Annotated in this window: 17 protein-coding genes; 9 read left to right on the top strand and 8 right to left on the bottom strand. The window is 68.7% G+C overall.

What is annotated here, in order from left to right:
- Positions 1–229 precede the first annotated feature (229 nt).
- The 6 genes from speD (at position 230) to cueR (ending at position 5,299) form a co-directional block, all read left to right on the top strand.
- Positions 230–712, top strand: coding sequence for an adenosylmethionine decarboxylase (speD, locus tag HMPREF2924_RS11490; RefSeq protein WP_003095236.1), 483 nt, complete (start codon positions 230–232; stop codon positions 710–712).
- A complete protein-coding gene (locus HMPREF2924_RS11485; protein WP_009314260.1) occupies positions 712–1,839 on the top strand; it encodes a fused MFS/spermidine synthase in 1,128 nt (375 codons plus the stop codon). Before speD ends, HMPREF2924_RS11485 begins: the two co-directional genes overlap by 1 nt.
- Before the next feature lie 2 nt (positions 1,840–1,841).
- A complete protein-coding gene (locus HMPREF2924_RS11480; RefSeq protein WP_003135250.1) occupies positions 1,842–2,702 on the top strand; it encodes an RMD1 family protein in 861 nt (286 codons plus the stop codon).
- Positions 2,703–2,714: 12 nt separating this feature from the next.
- Entirely contained in the window at positions 2,715–3,380 is a 666-nt protein-coding gene (gene pmrA / locus HMPREF2924_RS11475; RefSeq protein WP_003102236.1) for a two-component system response regulator PrmA, read from the top strand.
- A gap of 23 nt (positions 3,381–3,403) precedes the next feature.
- Positions 3,404–4,837, top strand: coding sequence for a two-component system sensor histidine kinase PmrB (gene pmrB, locus HMPREF2924_RS11470; protein ID WP_003111296.1), 1,434 nt, complete (start codon positions 3,404–3,406; stop codon positions 4,835–4,837).
- Positions 4,838–4,900: 63 nt separating this feature from the next.
- Complete coding sequence (gene cueR, locus HMPREF2924_RS11465; RefSeq protein WP_003095248.1) at positions 4,901–5,299, top strand: Cu(I)-responsive transcriptional regulator; 399 nt, start codon at positions 4,901–4,903, stop codon at positions 5,297–5,299.
- Here the strand turns inward: cueR and HMPREF2924_RS11460 are convergent.
- The 6 genes from HMPREF2924_RS11460 to yedA form a co-directional block, all read right to left on the bottom strand.
- Entirely contained in the window at positions 5,268–5,834 is a 567-nt protein-coding gene (locus HMPREF2924_RS11460) for a nucleotidyltransferase family protein (protein ID WP_003111297.1), read from the bottom strand. The two genes, cueR and HMPREF2924_RS11460, sit on opposite strands and share 32 nt — an antisense overlap.
- Positions 5,831–6,724 carry an EamA family transporter gene (locus HMPREF2924_RS11455; RefSeq protein WP_003135252.1) on the bottom strand — a complete coding sequence of 298 codons (894 nt, stop codon included), beginning with the start codon at positions 6,722–6,724 and terminating at the stop codon, positions 5,831–5,833. Before HMPREF2924_RS11455 ends, HMPREF2924_RS11460 begins: the two co-directional genes overlap by 4 nt.
- 89 nt (positions 6,725–6,813) lie before the next feature.
- Complete coding sequence (locus HMPREF2924_RS11450) at positions 6,814–7,707, bottom strand: PA4780 family RIO1-like protein kinase (RefSeq protein WP_003095255.1); 894 nt, start codon at positions 7,705–7,707, stop codon at positions 6,814–6,816.
- Between the two features lie 123 nt (positions 7,708–7,830).
- Positions 7,831–9,012: a cyclic di-GMP phosphodiesterase gene (locus HMPREF2924_RS11445; protein WP_003095256.1), complete on the bottom strand. Its 1,182-nt coding sequence runs from the start codon at positions 9,010–9,012 to the stop codon at positions 7,831–7,833.
- Positions 9,013–9,119: 107 nt separating this feature from the next.
- Entirely contained in the window at positions 9,120–9,365 is a 246-nt protein-coding gene (locus HMPREF2924_RS11440) for a hypothetical protein (RefSeq protein ID WP_003102243.1), read from the bottom strand.
- A gap of 33 nt (positions 9,366–9,398) precedes the next feature.
- Positions 9,399–10,289, bottom strand: coding sequence for a drug/metabolite exporter YedA (gene yedA / locus HMPREF2924_RS11435; protein ID WP_003102245.1), 891 nt, complete (start codon positions 10,287–10,289; stop codon positions 9,399–9,401).
- Positions 10,290–10,443: 154 nt separating this feature from the next.
- Here yedA and HMPREF2924_RS11430 point away from each other — a divergent pair, with 154 nt between their 5' ends.
- On the top strand, positions 10,444–10,911 hold the full coding sequence (locus HMPREF2924_RS11430; protein ID WP_023124784.1) for an Lrp/AsnC family transcriptional regulator: 468 nt from the start codon (positions 10,444–10,446) through the stop codon (positions 10,909–10,911).
- Between the two features lie 322 nt (positions 10,912–11,233).
- Here the strand turns inward: HMPREF2924_RS11430 and HMPREF2924_RS11425 are convergent, their stop codons facing one another.
- Positions 11,234–12,511, bottom strand: a complete 1,278-nt coding sequence (locus tag HMPREF2924_RS11425; RefSeq protein ID WP_003102247.1) for an acetyl-CoA C-acetyltransferase — start codon at positions 12,509–12,511, stop codon at positions 11,234–11,236.
- Positions 12,512–12,765: 254 nt separating this feature from the next.
- On the opposite strand from HMPREF2924_RS11425, the gene HMPREF2924_RS11420 reads away from it, so the two are divergent.
- Positions 12,766–14,121 carry a 3-oxoacyl-ACP reductase gene (locus HMPREF2924_RS11420; protein WP_003111301.1) on the top strand — a complete coding sequence of 452 codons (1,356 nt, stop codon included), beginning with the start codon at positions 12,766–12,768 and terminating at the stop codon, positions 14,119–14,121.
- Positions 14,122–14,231: 110 nt separating this feature from the next.
- Here the strand turns inward: HMPREF2924_RS11420 and HMPREF2924_RS11415 are convergent, their stop codons facing one another.
- Positions 14,232–15,233: an AraC family transcriptional regulator gene (locus HMPREF2924_RS11415; protein WP_003095270.1), complete on the bottom strand. Its 1,002-nt coding sequence runs from the start codon at positions 15,231–15,233 to the stop codon at positions 14,232–14,234.
- A 260-nt stretch (positions 15,234–15,493) separates the two neighbouring features.
- Between HMPREF2924_RS11415 and HMPREF2924_RS11410 the strand changes: the two genes are divergently transcribed.
- The gene (locus tag HMPREF2924_RS11410; RefSeq protein WP_003095272.1) at positions 15,494–16,351 is read left to right on the top strand and encodes a MaoC family dehydratase; all 858 of its coding nucleotides are present in this window, start codon (positions 15,494–15,496) and stop codon (positions 16,349–16,351) included.
- Positions 16,352–16,378 lie beyond the last annotated feature (27 nt).

Below are 16,378 nucleotides of genomic sequence, written 5' to 3'. Positions count from 1 at the left end.
AGGGCGAATAACCGCCTCGCGGTTATCCGCCGGGCCATGCTCCGCAGAAGCGGCGAATAGCGCCGCTGGCGCTATTCGCCCTACGTCAGGCGAAATGGGTGCTCCGGCGTCGTCGGCCCGCGCCGGGGCGGGCAAAAAATCCGTCGTTAAGCACCTCTTAAGTCAGCCGCGCCTATCGTGCCTTCCACCGCGAGGACATCCCTCGCCGAAACGGAAGCAGGAGGCCTTCATGGCAATTCAACCGTTGCGACTCGATCCGATCACCGTGCTCGGCAAGCAACTGGTCATCGAGCTGTTCGACTGCGTCGACCAGCGCTTCGACGATATCCAGTGGATCGAGGAAAGCATGCTCGAGGCCGCCCGCCAGGCCAACGCCACCATCATCACCTCGGCGTTCCACAAGTTCAGCCCGATCGGCATCTCCGGCGTGGTGGTGATCGCCGAATCGCACCTGGCGATCCATACCTGGCCGGAGTACGGCTATGCCGCGGTCGACGTGTTCACCTGCGGTGACGTGCTCGATGGCGCCCAGGCCGTGCGCGTGCTCAGCGAACGCCTGGGCAGCCGTCGGCACCTGATCTCGAGCATGGACCGCGGCCTCGGCGGCCATCGCCTGGGGCTGCTCAGCCGCAGCCTGGCCGGCAATGGCCCGGTCGACGAAGACAGCCCGACCCTGCGCTGGGCGCTGGGCCAGGGCACGGGGGTGGCCTGATGGATACGCCGATCGAACGCGCCCCGCTGGCTCCCGACCTGAGCCAGGCCCGTTACGCCGTCGACCTCACCGGCCTGGTGCCGGCGGAGGTCGCCGCCGGGCTGCCGCCGCTGCCGCCGAACCACTTCTATTTCTATCCGCCGGACCCGCTGCTGGAAGGCGACGGCGCGATCACCGCGATCGAGGACAGCGACCCCTTCGACCAGTACGTCTACCGCCTGCGCCGGGTGCTCTACCAGGGCCGCACGCGCTGGCAGAACGTGCTGATCGCCGACACCTACAACTACGACCGCGTGTTGATGCTCGACGGCGCGATCCAGAGCGCCGAGAGCGACGAGTCGCTGTACCACGAATTGCTGGTGCAGCCGGCCATGCTCGCCCACGACGAGCCGCGCGACGTACTGATCATCGGCGGCGGCGAAGGCGCCACCCTGCGCGAGGTGCTGTCCCATGCCAGCGTGCGGCGGGCGGTGATGGTCGATCTCGACCGGGAGCTGGTGGAACTGTGCCGTGAGCACCTGTTCCAGTGGCACCAGGGCGCCTTCGACGACCCGCGCTGCGAACTGCTCGCCGAGGACGGCCGGGCCTATCTCGAGCGCGACCCGTCGCTCTACGACGTGGTCATCATCGATGTCGTCGACATGCTCGACAACGGCCCGGCCCAGGCCCTCTATACCCGCCAGTTCTACGAACTGCTGCACTCGCGGCTGCGTCCGGGCGGGGTGATCGCGGTGCAGGGCCTGGAGTTCTCGCACAGCGACGACAAGCCCCACGCGGCCCTCGCCCGTACCCTGCGCAGTGTCTTCTCCCAGGTCCACAGCTACCGCGCCACGGTGCCCTCGTTCCTCTCCTCCTGGGGCTTCCTGCTGGCTTCCGACTGGCTCGACGCGAACCACTGGCAGGCCGAGGACATCGACCGACGCATCGAACGCAAGCTCGGCCCGCTGTGGCTCGACCACCTCGACGGCGACTACCTCAAGGCCTGCTTCGTGATGGACCGGGAAACCCGCTTCCTGCTCGCCCAGCCGGGACCGGTACTGGAAGACGGCGTACCCTTCGTCGCACCGCCGGATATCGAGGAGATCGAGTTCGGCCCGGCACAATTGCCGGCCCTGGCGAGGACCTGAAGATGTCCGCCGCTCCCCTGGCCAGCGTACCGCTGGCCGTCAACGGCGCGCCCTGCCTGCTGCACCGGGTACGCTTCCGCTCCGCCGCGGACAGCGGCGGCCTGCCGCTGCTGGCCACCCTGCGCGATCCGCAGCCGGTGCTGGCAGTCCTGGCACAACGTATCGAGCTGAGCGAAGACGCGGAACTGCCGGAGACCGCCGTCGACGACGAGCTGCTGGTGATCTTCGCCAACGCCGGGCTACAGACCGGGCACGCCTGGCGCCAGCGCCTGGAAGCCTGGATGGCCGCCGGCGAGGACGAGCGCCAGCCGACCCTGGAAGCACCCTCGTTCGGCGAGCGAGTGCTGTGGCGCCCCGGCCGCGCGCTGGTCATCGGCAATCCCGAACGCTGCCGGGAGCTGCTCGAAGGCCTGGCCGTCTTCGCCTGGCACGAAGGTCACCTGCGCCGCCTGGAAGACGACACCGCGGCGGCCTGGGAGCCGGCCCAGGCCGATGTCGAACTGACCCAGCTACCGCGCCGTGCCGCCCTGCGGCGCCAGGAACATGTGAACCGGCAGGTACGACGCACTACACTCTGGCGCATGGCCTACGCCCGCCTGGAGTCGCACTTGGAGAAGCCGCCGCTGCAACTGAAGGGCGCGGTGCGCCGGCTCTACAACGAACTGGCCATGCAGGCCGAAGTGCACGATCGCCTGGCGACCCTGGACGACCGCATCGAAGTGCTGCAGGACCTCTACGAACTGGCCGCCGACCGCCTCGGTGAATACCGTTACTTCCGGGGCGAACTGCGGGTCGAATGGCTGATCGTCGCCATCCTCCTGCTGGAGGCCGGCCTGGGCCTGTGGGAATTGTGGAATCACTGAAACGAGGCTGCCATGAGAATACTGCTGGCCGAGGACGACCTGCTGCTCGGCGACGGCATCCGCGCCGGGCTGCGCCTGGAAGGCGATACCGTGGAATGGGTGACCGACGGCGTGGCCGCGGAGAACGCGCTGGTCACCGACGAGTTCGACCTGCTGGTGCTCGACATCGGCCTGCCGCGCCGCAGCGGCCTGGACATCCTGCGCAACCTGCGTCACCAGGGCCTGCTCACCCCGGTGCTGCTGCTCACCGCGCGGGACAAGGTGGCCGACCGGGTCGCCGGGCTCGACAGCGGTGCCGACGACTACCTGACCAAGCCCTTCGATCTCGACGAACTGCAGGCACGGGTGCGCGCCCTGACCCGCCGCACCACCGGTCGCGCCCTGCCGCAACTGGTGCACGGCGAGCTGCGCCTGGACCCGGCGACCCACCAGGTGACCCTGTCCGGCCAGGCGGTGGAACTGGCGCCGCGCGAATACGCGCTGCTGCGCCTGCTGCTGGAGAACAGCGGCAAGGTGCTCTCGCGCAACCAACTGGAGCAGAGCCTCTACGGCTGGAGCGGCGACGTCGAGAGCAACGCCATCGAGGTCCATGTCCATCACCTGCGGCGCAAGCTCGGCAACCAGTTGATCCGCACCGTCCGCGGCATCGGCTACGGCATCGACCAGCCGGCGCCCTGAAAACCGCCTACCGGAGTCCTCCGATGCCGCGTACCGCCGTCCCCTCCGTCCGCCGGCGCCTGCTGATCAACCTGCTGGTCGGCTTCGTGCTGTGCTGGCTGAGCGTGGCGGCGCTGACCTACCACCTCTCGCTGAAGCAGGTGAACCGCCTGTTCGACGACGACATGGTGGACTTCGGCGAAGCCGCCCTGCGCCTGCTCGACCTTGCCACCGAAGACCAGGCCAGCGAGGACGGCTCGATCACCGAGATCATCGAACGCAGCCGCGAGGCGATCCAGGGCCTGCCCCTGCTGCGCCGCGAAAGCGCCCTCGGCTACGCCCTGTGGCGCGACGGCCAGCCGCTGCTGTCGAGCCTCAACCTGCCGCCGGAGATCACGGCCCAGGGCCCCGGCTTCAGCACCGTGGAAGCCCAGGGCACCCACTGGCGGGTGCTCCAGCTGAACATCGACGGCTTCCAGATCTGGATCAGCGAAAACCTGATCTACCGCCAGCACACCATGAACCTGCTGCTGTTCTATTCGCTGTTCCCGCTGCTGCTGGCGCTGCCGTTGCTCGGCGGCCTGGTCTGGTTCGGCGTTGCCCGCGGCCTGGCGCCGCTACGCGAAGTGCAGGCCGAGGTCCAGCAGCGCTCCGCGCGACACCTGCAGCCGATCGCGGTGGAGGCGGTGCCGCTGGAGATCCGCGGCCTCATCGACGAACTCAACCTCCTGCTGGAGCGCCTGCGCACCGCCCTCGAGGCCGAACGCCGACTGACCAGCGACGCCGCCCATGAGATCCGCACGCCGCTGGCCAGCCTGCGCACCCATGCCCAGGTCGCGTTGCGTTCGGAAGACCCCAAGGCCCACGCCCGCGGCCTGCTGCAAGTCAGTCGCAGCGTCGAGCGGATCAGCACCTTGATGGAGCAGATCCTGCTTCTCGCCCGCCTCGACGGCGACGCCCTGCTGGAGCAATTCCACCCGGTCAACCTCGCCACCCTGGCCGAAGACGTACTCTCCGAACTGGCGCGCCAGGCCATCGACAAGGACATCGAGCTGTCGTTGCACCAGGAGACCGTGCACGTGATGGGCATCGACCTGTGGCTGAAGGCGATGGTCGGCAACCTGGTGGGCAACGCCCTGCGCTACACACCGGCCGGGGGCCAGGTCGAGATCCGCGTCGAGAATCGCGCCCAGCACGCCGTGCTGCGGGTGCGCGACAACGGCCCCGGGGTCGCCCTGGAAGAGCAGCAGGCGATCTTCACCCGCTTCTACCGCAGCCCCGCCACCAGCAGCGGCGAGGGCAGCGGCCTGGGCCTGCCGATCGTCAAGCGCATCGTCGAACTGCACTTCGGCAGTATCGGCCTGGGCAAGGGACTGGAGGGCAAAGGGCTGGAAGTACAGGTGTTCCTGCCGAAGACCCAGCCGGACGCGACGCGGCCGCCGGCCAGAGGTCCGGACAGCGGGCGGTCACATATCTGATAGCCTGCGCATTGGCCGGGAAAGGGATAGGCTAGCGGCTTCGCAACCTCCCAGGAGACCCGGATGAATATCGGTGAAGCGGCGAAGAAAAGCGGACTGACGCCGAAGATGATCCGTTACTACGAGTCCATCGAGTTGCTCCGCCCGGCCGGACGCAGCGCCAGCGGCTACCGCCACTACAACGAGAACGACCTGCATACCCTGGCGTTCATCCGCCGTTCGCGGGACCTCGGTTTCTCCCTCGACGAAGTCGGCAAGCTGCTCACCCTCTGGCAGGATCGCCAGCGCGCCAGTGCCGACGTCAAGGCCCTGGCGGCGCAGCACGTGCGCGAGCTGAACCGCAAGATCGAGGAACTCAGCACCCTGCGCGACACCCTGCAGGACCTGGTCGAGCACTGCCAGGGCGACCACCGCCCCGACTGCCCGATCCTCAAGGATCTGGCGTCTGGCTGCTGCCACTGATATCCAGCAGCGGCCAGCGCGCCGTCCAGTTCTTCTCCCGCAGGCGCCGCCGGTAGACCTCCGGCTTGCCGGCGAAATGCGCGGTGGGCCGCACCTTCAGCGCCAGCAGGTCGTCGACGCCCAGCGGCGCCAGTAGCTCCAGGCGTTCGCCGACGAGTCGCAGCGCCACCGCCGTGCACGTTTCCGCCCAGTGGCACAGCGCATCGGCGCAATCCCGGTAGGGCCGGTCGCCGTTGCGCAGGTGCATGCGCGCCTGGTTCTTCACCGACCAGGGCGCCTCGCAGCGACGGCGCAACGCGGCCTCGAAGTCGGCGTCGGCCTGCGGGTCGAGGGCCCGCGGGGCGAAATGAAGTACGTCGATGTCCGCCAGCGGCGTGGCTTCGCCGTAGCCATGCAGATGGTCCCATACCGCGTTGCGCACGAAGCCGGCGCCGATCCAGGCGCCCTCCGGGCCGACCTCGCGCAGCACGCGGAGCAGATGCAGGCGCGAGGAATCGGCAGCGATCAGCGCGAGGATGTCTTCCGCCGTTTTCATCCCACCCGCCGCACCGGCCAGGCGAAGCGTCGCAGCAGGCTGGCCGGCAACAGGGTGATGGCCAGCCCGACGAACACCAGCGCGCAGGCCAGCAGGCTGTCCAGGTCGAGGCGTTCGCCGAGCAGCAGCCAGCCGGCGAGCATGCCCGACACCGGCACCGCCAGGGCGAACGGCGTCACCAGGCTGGCCGGGTAGTGGCGCAGGAGGAAACTCCAGATGGCGAAGCCCACCGTGGTCGCGCCGAAGGCGATGTAGAGCAGCGCGCCGAAGCCGCCCCAGCTCATGTTCAGCACGGCGCGCTCGATGGCGTGCGGACCTTCGAATAGATAGGAAAGCGCCAGCAGCGGCAAAGGCGGGACCAGGCTGACCCAGCAGATCAGGCGCAGCATGTCGGTGGCCCCGGAACGCTTGGTGGCGATGTTGGCGAAGGACCAGGCCAGCGCCGCGGCGACCACCAGCAGGAATGCCAGCAGGCTGTCTCCCAGCGGCCGCTCCAGGCCGATCAGGACCAGCCCCGCCGCCGCCAGCAGGAGGCCGAACAACCCGCGCGGCGACGGCCGCTCGCCCAGCCACAGGGCGGCGATGAGGATGGTGAAGAATACCTGGCTCTGCAGCACCAGCGACGACAGCCCGGCCGGCATGCCCTGGGCCATGCCGACGAACAGCAGGCCGAACTTGACCACCCCGAGGAGCACGCCGATCAGCAGGATGCGTCCGAACGGCGCCGGCATCGGCCCGCGCAGGACCAACAGCGGCAGCGCCGCCAGGGCGAAGCGCAGGGCGCAGAACAGCAGCGGCGGGAAGTCGCCGAGGCCGACCTTGATCACGACGAAGTTCAGACCCCAGATCAGGGTCACCAGCAGGGCGAGCAGGATATGTGCAACAGGCATGGCGGCCTCCGGAAAACTTCAGGCCACGCTAGCAGTTGCGTCCGCAAGGGTCGCGATACAGTTGGCGGGAAAAAACATCCGCCAGCCGCTCACTGCAACCAGGGCGGCGGCGGTTCCTCGCGCTCGCCACGCGGCGCGTCGTCGGCCTGGCGCAGCGCCTGGCGACGCGCCTCCTCGCGCTGCGCGGCCTCGATCTCGCGGAGCACCGCGCGCACGTCGGCGGCCTCTTCGGCTTCGACGAAGGTGCCGCTGAGCGGGGTTTCCGCTGTCAGCTCGCCGGCTTCGTAGAGCGCCCACATTTCCTTGGCATAGCGGGTCTGCCTGAGTTCCGGGGCGAAGCGGCCGAAGTAGGCGGCCATGTTGCCGACGTCGCGTTCGAGCATGCTGAACGCATGGTTGTTGCCGGCCGCGTCGACCGCCTGCGGCAAGTCGATGATCACCGGGCCATCCGGACCGAGCAGGACGTTGAACTCGGAGAGGTCGCCGTGCACCAGGCCGGCGCAGAGCATGGCGACGATCTGGCGGATCAGGAAAGCGTGGTGGCGCCGTGCCTCGTCGGGCTCCAGCGTCACGTCGTTGAGACGCGGCGCAGCATCGCCGTCGGCGTCCGCCACCAGTTCCATCAGCAACACGCCATCGAGGAAATCATAGGGCTTCGGCACCCGCACACCAGCCCCGGCGAGACGGAACAGGGCCGCCACTTCGGCATTCTGCCAGGCTTCCTCCTGTTCGCGGCGGCCATACTTCGAGCCCTTGGCCATGGCCCGCGCCTGGCGACTGTTGCGGACCTTGCGGCCCTCCTGGTACTCGGCGGCCTGGCGGAAGCTGCGCTTGTTGGCCTCCTTGTAGACCTTGGCGCAACGCAGGCTGTCGCCGCAACGCACCACATAGACCGAGGCTTCCTTGCCGCTCATCAGCGGGCGCACGACCTCGTCGATCAGACCGTCTTCGATCAACGGTTCCAGGCGTCTGGGTGTCTTCATCGGTGCTACGCGGTTCCTCGGGGCCAATGTGGAAGGCAAAGGGTCTGACGTTATACGGCAAACGCCGTGCCGAGCACAGCCGGACGCGCCGGCTTTCCGCCGGACTGCGCACCGATCAGCGTACTAGGCTGGTGGCGCGGTGAGTTCGATGCTTTCCGCCACCGCCTGTTCCAGCCGCTGCATCTCCACGTCCAGCGCCTCGGCGCTGTCGGCGTAGCGCTGGGCAACCTCGGCGAAAGCGTCGGCCACGGCGACGAAGGCCTCCACCAGCCGTGGGTCGAATTCACTGTCGGCGCCGGCCTGGATCAACAGCACTGCCTCGGCGTGCGCCAGCGGCGGCCGGTAGGCGTGCCGGCTGGTCAGTTCATCGTAGCGGTCGGCCAGGGCGACGATCCGCGCCGCCAGGGGAATCCGCTCGCCCGCCAGGCCTTCCGGAAAGCCCCGGCCATCCCAGCGTTCGTGATGGCTGTAGGCGATCTGCCGGGCGAAGCGGAGGAACCCGGAAGGCTGGCCGAGCCGCCGCTCGGCGCTGGCCAGGGCGTCGCGTCCGGCGCGGGTATGGCCCTGTAGCAGGGCGGTGTCGGCGGCGTCCAGTTGCCCGGGGTTGAGCAGGACCCGGTCGGGCACCGCGACCTTGCCGATGTCATGCAACAGCGCCGACTTGCTCAGCAGGTCGACAGCCTCCGGAGTCAGCTCGTCAGCGAACGCCCGCTGCGCCGCCAGATGCTCGGCGAGCAGCCTGACATAGCGCTCGATACGCGGAAGATGGCGGCTGCGCGGGTTGTCGCGAAGATCGCCAAGGGTCGCCAGGGCTTCGATGACGGCGTCCTGCAACTGTTGCAGCTGGCGCGTGCGACGGCGCACTTCGAGTTCCAGGTATTCGCTCTTGTCGCGCAGGAAATCGGCATTGGCCTTCAGTTGCAGGTGGGTGCGCACCCGCGCCAGGACGATCGGCGGGCTCACCGGCTTGCCCAGGTAATCCACCGCGCCCAGGGCCAGGCCCTGTTGCTCGTCGTCGCGATCGGCGCGGGCAGTGAGAAACATCAACGGGATGTCGCGGGTCAGCGGATCGGCCTTGAGCCGTCGGCAGACCTCGTAGCCGTCCATGCCCGGCATGTTCACGTCGAGCAGGATCAGGTCCGGGCGCGGCTCTTCGACGGCCGCCCGCAGCCCGGCCGGGCCGCTGCCGGCGGTGCGCACGCGGTACTGCTCCTCGAGCAGCTCGCGCATCAGCAGCAGGTTGTCCGGGGTGTCGTCCACCACCAGCACGAGTTCCTGCTCGGGCCTGTCCAGCATGCTCTCCATCGCCCCTCCGGCCTTCGCTACGGGGCCGCCTCGCGGCGACCGTCACTCCGTATTGAAGACGCTGGAGACGACTTCTGCACGCCCGGTCAGGCGCCCGGGGCGACCGTTCAGGGCGTCAGGCGGAAACGCAGTGGCGAATCCTCGGCCTCGGCGCCGTTCTCGCTCTCGCCGAAGGCCCGGCGCTCGATGGGGTCCTGGCCGAAATACTCCTTGATCGGCGACTCGATGGCCTTGCCGCCGGGGCTCACGTGACTGGCGCAACCGCCAAGGAATACCAGGACCACACCGATGACCAGCGCTTTCATCTTCGTACCCCCGTCAGCCCGGCCCATCCGGGCGCTGCGCCGCAGCATGGCGCAGCCCGCCTTAGGGATCGCTTAAGGCATTCAGGCGGCGGCGCGGCTGGCGCGCCACTGGGGCAGGCCGATGAGCACCACGGCGCTGATGATCACCAGCATCGCCAGCCCCTCGATACCGCCGATCCGCTCGCCGGCGAACAGGGTGCCGAGCAACACCGCCACCGCCGGATTGACGTAGGCATAGCTGGTGGCCGCCGCCGGCCGCACGTTGCGCAGCAGGTACTGGTAGGCGCTGAAGGCGATGATCGAGCCGAACAGGATCAGGTACACCAGCGCCAGCCAGCCGCTGGTGCTCGGCCAATGCTCCAGGCGCTCACCGCTGGCCAGACTGCCGACCAGCAGCACCGCGCCGCCGACCAGCATTTCCGCGGCGCTGGCCATCGGTCCGGCCGGCAGCGACAGGCGCCGGCTCCACACCGAGCCGAAGGCCCAGGACGCGGCGGCGAACAGGATCAAGCCGGCGCCGGCAGGGCTGGCCTGGAGGTTCGAACCGAGGTTGAGCAGGACGATGCCGAACAGCCCGAGCACGATGCCGCCCCATTCCAGGGTGGTGTTGCGCTGGCCGAACAACTGGCTGAACAGCAGGGTGAACAGCGGCACCGTAGCCACCGCGAGGGCCGCCACCCCGGAAGACACGCCCCAGTGCTCGGCCACCGTCACCCCGCCGTTGCCGCAACTGAGCAGGAGGATTCCGACGATCCCCGCGCCGCGCCACTCGCGCCAGGTCGGCAACGGCGCGCCGCGCCAGCGCAACCAGGCGAACATCAGGCCGCCGGCGATGACGAAGCGCACCCCGGCCATCAGCATCGGAGGCCAGGACTCGACGCCGAAGCGGATCGCCAGGTAAGTGGAGCCCCAGATGAAGTACAGGGCGAAGAACGCACCGAAAAGCAACAGCGGAATGCGACGGGCAGGCATGGAAAGCACTCGACAGGGCAGGCGGCAGAAAGACTTCATTTTATGAGGTCGCCACCCGCCGGTTAAGGCACAGCCGCTGGTTATCGGGACGTAACACTTTTCTTTCCATGGAAATCGGCCATGCTTTCCGTCGATTCGACAACCGGGACCCATCATGGACAAATACGACCGTGCGCTCCTCGCCGCCCTGATCGACAACGGCCGCCTGACCTTCGCCGAACTGGCCCGGCGCATCAACCTGTCGCCCCCGGCGGTGGCCGACCGGGTGGCCAAGCTGGAGGCCGAAGGGGTGATTACCGGCTACCACGCCTCGGTGAACCTGGCCAAGCTCGGCCTGCCCATCGAGTGCGTGATCGAACTGCGGATCACCGAGAAGGATTGCCAGTCGGTGCTCGACGAACTGGCCCGGATCCCCCAACTGACCCTCTGCCACCGGATCACCGGCGACGCCTGCGTGCTGATGAAGGCCGCCGTGGCTTCGATGCGGGAGCTGCAGGACCTGATCGACCGGCTGATGAAGTTCGGCATCAGCAAGACCTCGATGATCCTCTCCACCCCCTTCGCCGACCGCCAGCCGGCAAGCCTGCGGGGGCAGGACGGCAATGGCGGATGTGCGGCGTGAGCCCTTCGCCGGGGTTATCCGGCAGGCGTCGGGATCCGTACCTCATCGCCGCCACGAACCCAAAGCGTAGGGCGCATAACGCCAACGGCGTTATCCGCCGCAGCGGCACTCCCGGCCGATAGCGGAGCCGCCCTCACCCCAACTCTCTCCCTGAAGAGAGAGGGGATTCTCCGTACAAGCGTCGAATTCGCTGTCTCCAACGCCGCCGACGAACCCGAACCGTAGGGCGCCGGCAAAAAAAAGGCGGTCCCGTTCGCACGGCACCGCCCAAGTCACGGAGTTGCTTACATCGTCGAGCGACAAGGCCGCTCGCCCTATTGGATTACCGCTCGATGATCGCGGTCACACCCTGCCCACCGGCGGCGCAGATGGAAATCAGCCCGCGTCCCTGCTCCGCCAGCGAGAGCAGCTTGGCCAGGTTGGCGACGATCCGTCCTCCCGTGGCGGCGAACGGGTGGCCGGCGGCCAGCGAGCTGCCCTTGACGTTGAGCTTGCTGCGGTCGATGGAGCCCAGCGGCTGGTCGAGGCCGAGACGGGTCTTGCAGTACTCGGGGTCTTCCCAGGCCTTCAGGGTGCAGAGCACCTGGGCGGCGAAGGCCTCGTGGATCTCGTAGTAGTCGAAGTCCTGCAGGCTCAGGCCGTTGCGTGCCAGCAGCCGCGGCACCGCGTAGACCGGCGCCATCAGCAGGCCCTCCTGGCGATCGACGAAGTTCACCGCCGCCGCCTCGCCGTCCTTGAAGTAGGCCAGGATCGGCAGGCCGCGCGCCTTCGCCCACTCCTCGCTGGCCAGCAGTACCACCGAGGCGCCGTCGGTCAGCGGCGTCGAGTTGGCCGCCGTGAGGGTGCCGCGCGAGCCGCGCTCGAACACCGGCTTGAGGGTGCCGATCTTCTCCAGGTCGATATCCGGGCGCAGATTCTGGTCGCGGGTCAGGCCGCGGAACGGCGTCATCAGGTCGTTCTGCCAGCCCTCCTCATAGGCCGCGGCCAGCTTGTGGTGGCTCTCGAAGGCCAGCCTGTCCTGCTCGTCGCGGGGAATCTGCCAGGTCTGCGCCATCAGTTCGCAGGACTCCCCCATCGACAGCCCGGTGCGCGGCTCGCCGTTGCGCGGGATGGCCGGGACCACGTGGCGCGGGCGGATCTTCAACAGGCTCTTGAGCTTGTCCAGGTTGCTCTTGCCACGGTTGGCCTCGAGGAGAATCTTGCGCAGCCCCTCGTTGACCCCGATCGGCGCGTCGGAAGTGGTGTCGACGCCGCCGGCGATGCCGCTGTCGATCTGCCCGAGGGCGATCTTGTTGGCCACCAGGATCGCCGCCTCCAGGCCGGTACCGCAGGCCTGCTGGATATCGTAGGCCGGGGTTTCCGGGGCCAGGCGCGAACCGAGCACGCATTCGCGGGTCAGGTTGAAGTCGCGCGAATGCTTCAGCACGGCGCCGGCCACCACCTCGCCAAGGCGCTCTCCGTGCAGGTTGTAGCGCTCCACCAGGCCTTCCAGGGCGGAAGTGAGCATCTCCTGGTTGCTCGCCGTGGCGTACACGGTGTTCGAGCGGGCGAAGGGAATACGGTTGCCGCCGACAATGGCGACCCGGCGCAGCTGGGTCATGGAAGAACTCCTTGCTGGAATCGTTTACGCCGAGCCGAGGCTCGACCCGTTAACTGAGCGGTCAGTGGCGCACAGGCTAACCTTAGCCGGTCGCGTCGCATTGGCCGCCCTGCCGTTATCCCGGTCAGCGCGGTCAATTGCGGCGAACAGGTGGCTGCGTAGAGTTGTCCACACTGTTACCCGCGTTCCCTCGGCATCGTTGGCCGGCGGAATCCACCTTCAGCCTTGGAGCCTTTCCACCGGGAGCCCGTTCCATGACCGATCGTTACATCGCCTTCGCCAACTCCCCCGTCGGCCGCCGCCTGGTTGGCGCCGTCGGCCTTCCCTCCCCGCTGCGCCTGGAGCGCTGGCAGGCCGGCCGGGTGCGGCCGGTGGACGGCCCGCTGGTGATCGGCGGGAGCGGCGCGCTGGCCGAGGCCGTGCTGCCCTTCGCCGGCAAGCTGACCGATGCGGTGTTCGCCGCCGTCGAGGGACAGTTCGAGCTGCCGCGCTGGACCGCCGAACACAGCCCGCGGGCCAAGGCGGTGCTGTTCGATGCCAGCGGCCTGACCCGCTTCGAGCAGTTGGTGGCGCTGCGCGACTTCTTCCAGCCGGTGCTCAAGGGCCTCGACACATGCCCGAAGGTGGTGGTCCTCGGACGCGCCCCCGAGTCTCTCAAGGACCCGGTCGCCGCCAGCGTGCAACGCAGCCTGGAAGGTTTCACCCGCTCCCTGGGCAAGGAAATCCGTCGCGGCGGCAACGTGCAGTTGCTGTACGTCGGCAAGGGCGCCGAGGACCAACTGGAAGGCGCACTGCGCTTCTTCCTCTCGCCGAAGAGCGCCTACGTCTCCGGCCAGGTGATCCGTCTTGCCGCCAACAGCGCCCAGGTCCACGACTGGAGCAAGCCGCTGGCCGGCCAGCGCGCGCTGGTCACCGGCGCCGCCCGCGGCATTGGCGCGGCCATCGCGGAAACCCTGGCGCGCGACGGCGCGGAAGTGGTGCTGCTCGACGTGCCGCCGGCCAGGGAGGCCCTCGAAGGCCTCGCCGCGCGCCTCGGCGGCCGTGCCGTGGCTCTCGACATCTGCGCCGCGGATGCCGGGCAGCAACTGGTGGACGCGCTGCCTGAGGGCGTCGATATCGTCGTGCACAACGCCGGGATCACTCGCGACAAGACCCTGGCGAAGATGAGCAGCGACTTCTGGAACTCGGTGATCAACGTCAACCTCAATGCCCCGCAGGTGCTGACCCAGGCCCTGCTCGACGGCGGCAAGCTGCATGACAACGGCCGGGTGGTGTTGCTGGCGTCGATCAGCGGCATCGCCGGCAACCTCGGGCAGAGCAACTACGCGGTGAGCAAGGCCGGCCTGATCGGCCTGGCCCAGGCCTGGGCGCCGGCGCTGGGCAAGCGCGGCATCACCATCAACGCGGTGGCGCCGGGGTTCATCGAGACGCAGATGACCGCCGCCATTCCGCTGACCATCCGCGAGGCCGGCCGGCGGATGAACTCCATGAGCCAGGGCGGCCTGCCGCAGGACGTCGCCGAAACGGTGGCCTGGTTCGCCCAGCCGTCGTCCGGCGCGGTCAGCGGCCAGGTGCTGAGGGTGTGCGGGCAGAGCCTGCTGGGGGCCTGAGGCGGCCCCTGTCCCCCGGCGACAGGACGCCGACCCGGTAGGGCGGATAACGCCAACGGCGTTATCTGGCCCTGCACCGGGAAACCACCGGTAGCCCCTTCGGACAGGCCCTACCCGCGCCCCTGCTGCCCGCGCCGGCGGAACTCCACCGGCGTCTCGCCGACCCAGCGCTTGAACGCGCGATAGAAGGTGCTCGGCTCGGAAAACCCGGTGCGTTCGACGATCACTTCGATGCGCTCGTCGGTCTTCAGCAGCAGTTCCTTGGCCAGTCGGCAGCGGTAGTCGGTGACCAGGTCGTTGAAGCGCACCCCGGCCATCGCCAGGCGTTCGCGCAGACGTCGGGCCGGCATGCCGAGGCGCGCGGCGACCTGCTCCAGGGTGGCGCCTCCGTCCACCAGCAACTCGCCGATCAGTTCGCGGACCTGGCGCACCAGGTCCAGGCGCTCCACTTCGGCCAGTTGCCGGCGCGCCAGCGACTCGTGCATGCGCAGCAGTTCCGGGGCGGCGTGGCGCGAGGGTTTGTCCAGCACCGCGGCATCGAATACCAGCGCGTAGCGCGGCATGCCGAGGATCGTCGGGCAGCCGTAGACCGCACGGTAGCGCTCCATCGGCGCGCCGGTTTCGTTCATCAGTTGCACTTCCAGCGGCTTGAACTCGCCCTCGGTGAGCGCGCCGAACAGGCGGATCACCGCGCCGGCGAGCATTTCCGGGAAGTGACGGTTGATCGCCGGCGATTCGCCCAGCGACAGCACCGCGCGCTCGCCCTCCACCTCCAGTTGCGCCTGCAGGGTGTCGGACAGCAGGCGTACGTAGCGCAGGGAATGGCGCAGGCCGGCGCCGAAGGTATCGCTGGAGAGGAACAGGTATTCCAGGAGCAGGCCGTGGAACGCCGGCAGGTGCTCGGCCAGGTGCAGGCCGACATGCTCTTCGCCGCACTCGTCGGCGGCGGCCTTCCAGAACAGGTTCTGTGCGGAATGGGGGAAACGGCCGGCCGGCAGGCCACCCGGCGGCAGCCCGACACGGACCAGGACCCGGTCCGGATCGCAGCCGCTGGCGCGCAGGGCGTCGATCACCGGGCGCATCAGCGCTACATCGTCGGTCAGATCACGCATGGTGTTTTTTCTAGTTATCCATGGGGCGGGCCCATCTTAGGCAGCTTTGCCATCCCCTCTCAAGGAGAGGCCATAGAAATAACCCATCCCGCATGACGGAAAAACCCTCAGATCGACTAGCCGCCGGCGTGGTCGAAAATCTCGATGCAGACGCATTCCGGAGCCGATTGACCGCCCTGCCAGCGGCGTCGGCCAGGCGGCCAATGCCTGCTGCGGGTGCTCGACTAAGCTGACAGCCACCTATTTCGAGGAGATGTCCAATGCCCACCGCCTGGCTCGACCTGCCCGCCCCACCCGCCCTGCCCGGCCTGTTCCTGCGCGCCGCACTGCGCCGCGGCATCCGCGGCAAGGCCCTGCCCGAGCGCGGCCTGCGCAGCCAGGTCACGGTGGACCCGAAGCACCTCGAGCGCTACCGCCAGGTCTGCGGCTTCCGCGACGACGGCCTGCTGCCGCCGACCTACCCGCACATCCTCGCCTTCCCGCTGCAGATGGCGCTGCTCACCGACAAGCGCTTCCCCTTCCCGCTGCTCGGTCTGGTCCACCTGGAGAACCGCATCGACGTGCTGCGCGCGCTCGGCGGCCTCGGCCCGTTCACCGTGAGCGTCGCGGTGGAAAACCTGCAACCGCACGACAAGGGCGCCACCTTCAGCATCGTCACCCGCCTGGAAGACCAGCTTGGCCTGCTCTGGGTCGGCGACAGCAAGGTGCTCTGCCGCGGCGTCAAGGTGCCCGGCGAAATTCCGCCGAAAGCCGAGCAGGAGCCGCTGCCGCTGGAGCCGGTCGACAACTGGAAGGCGCCCGCCGACATCGGCCGACGCTATGCCCGTGCCGCCGGCGACTACAACCCGATCCACCTGTCGGCGCCCAGCGCCAAGCTGTTCGGCTTTCCCCGCGCCATCGCCCACGGCCTGTGGAACAAGGCTCGCAGCCTGGCCGCTCTCGGCGAGCGACTGCCAGCCTCGGGCTATCGGGTCGAGGTGCGCTTCCAGAAGCCGGTGCTGCTGCCGGCCAGCCTCACCCTGCTGGCCAGCGCGGCGGCGGCGGACGGCCAGTTCAGCCTGCGCGGCAAGGACGACCTGCCGCACATGGCCGGGCATTGGAGCCGGCTACAGGGCTGACGCCGGTCCGCCATGCCTTGAAGCTTC

The organism is Pseudomonas sp. HMSC063H08, from assembly GCF_001813645.1.
Taxonomy (GTDB): Bacteria; Pseudomonadota; Gammaproteobacteria; order Pseudomonadales; family Pseudomonadaceae; genus Pseudomonas; species Pseudomonas aeruginosa.
This window is presented reverse-complemented; position numbering and strand designations above follow the sequence as displayed.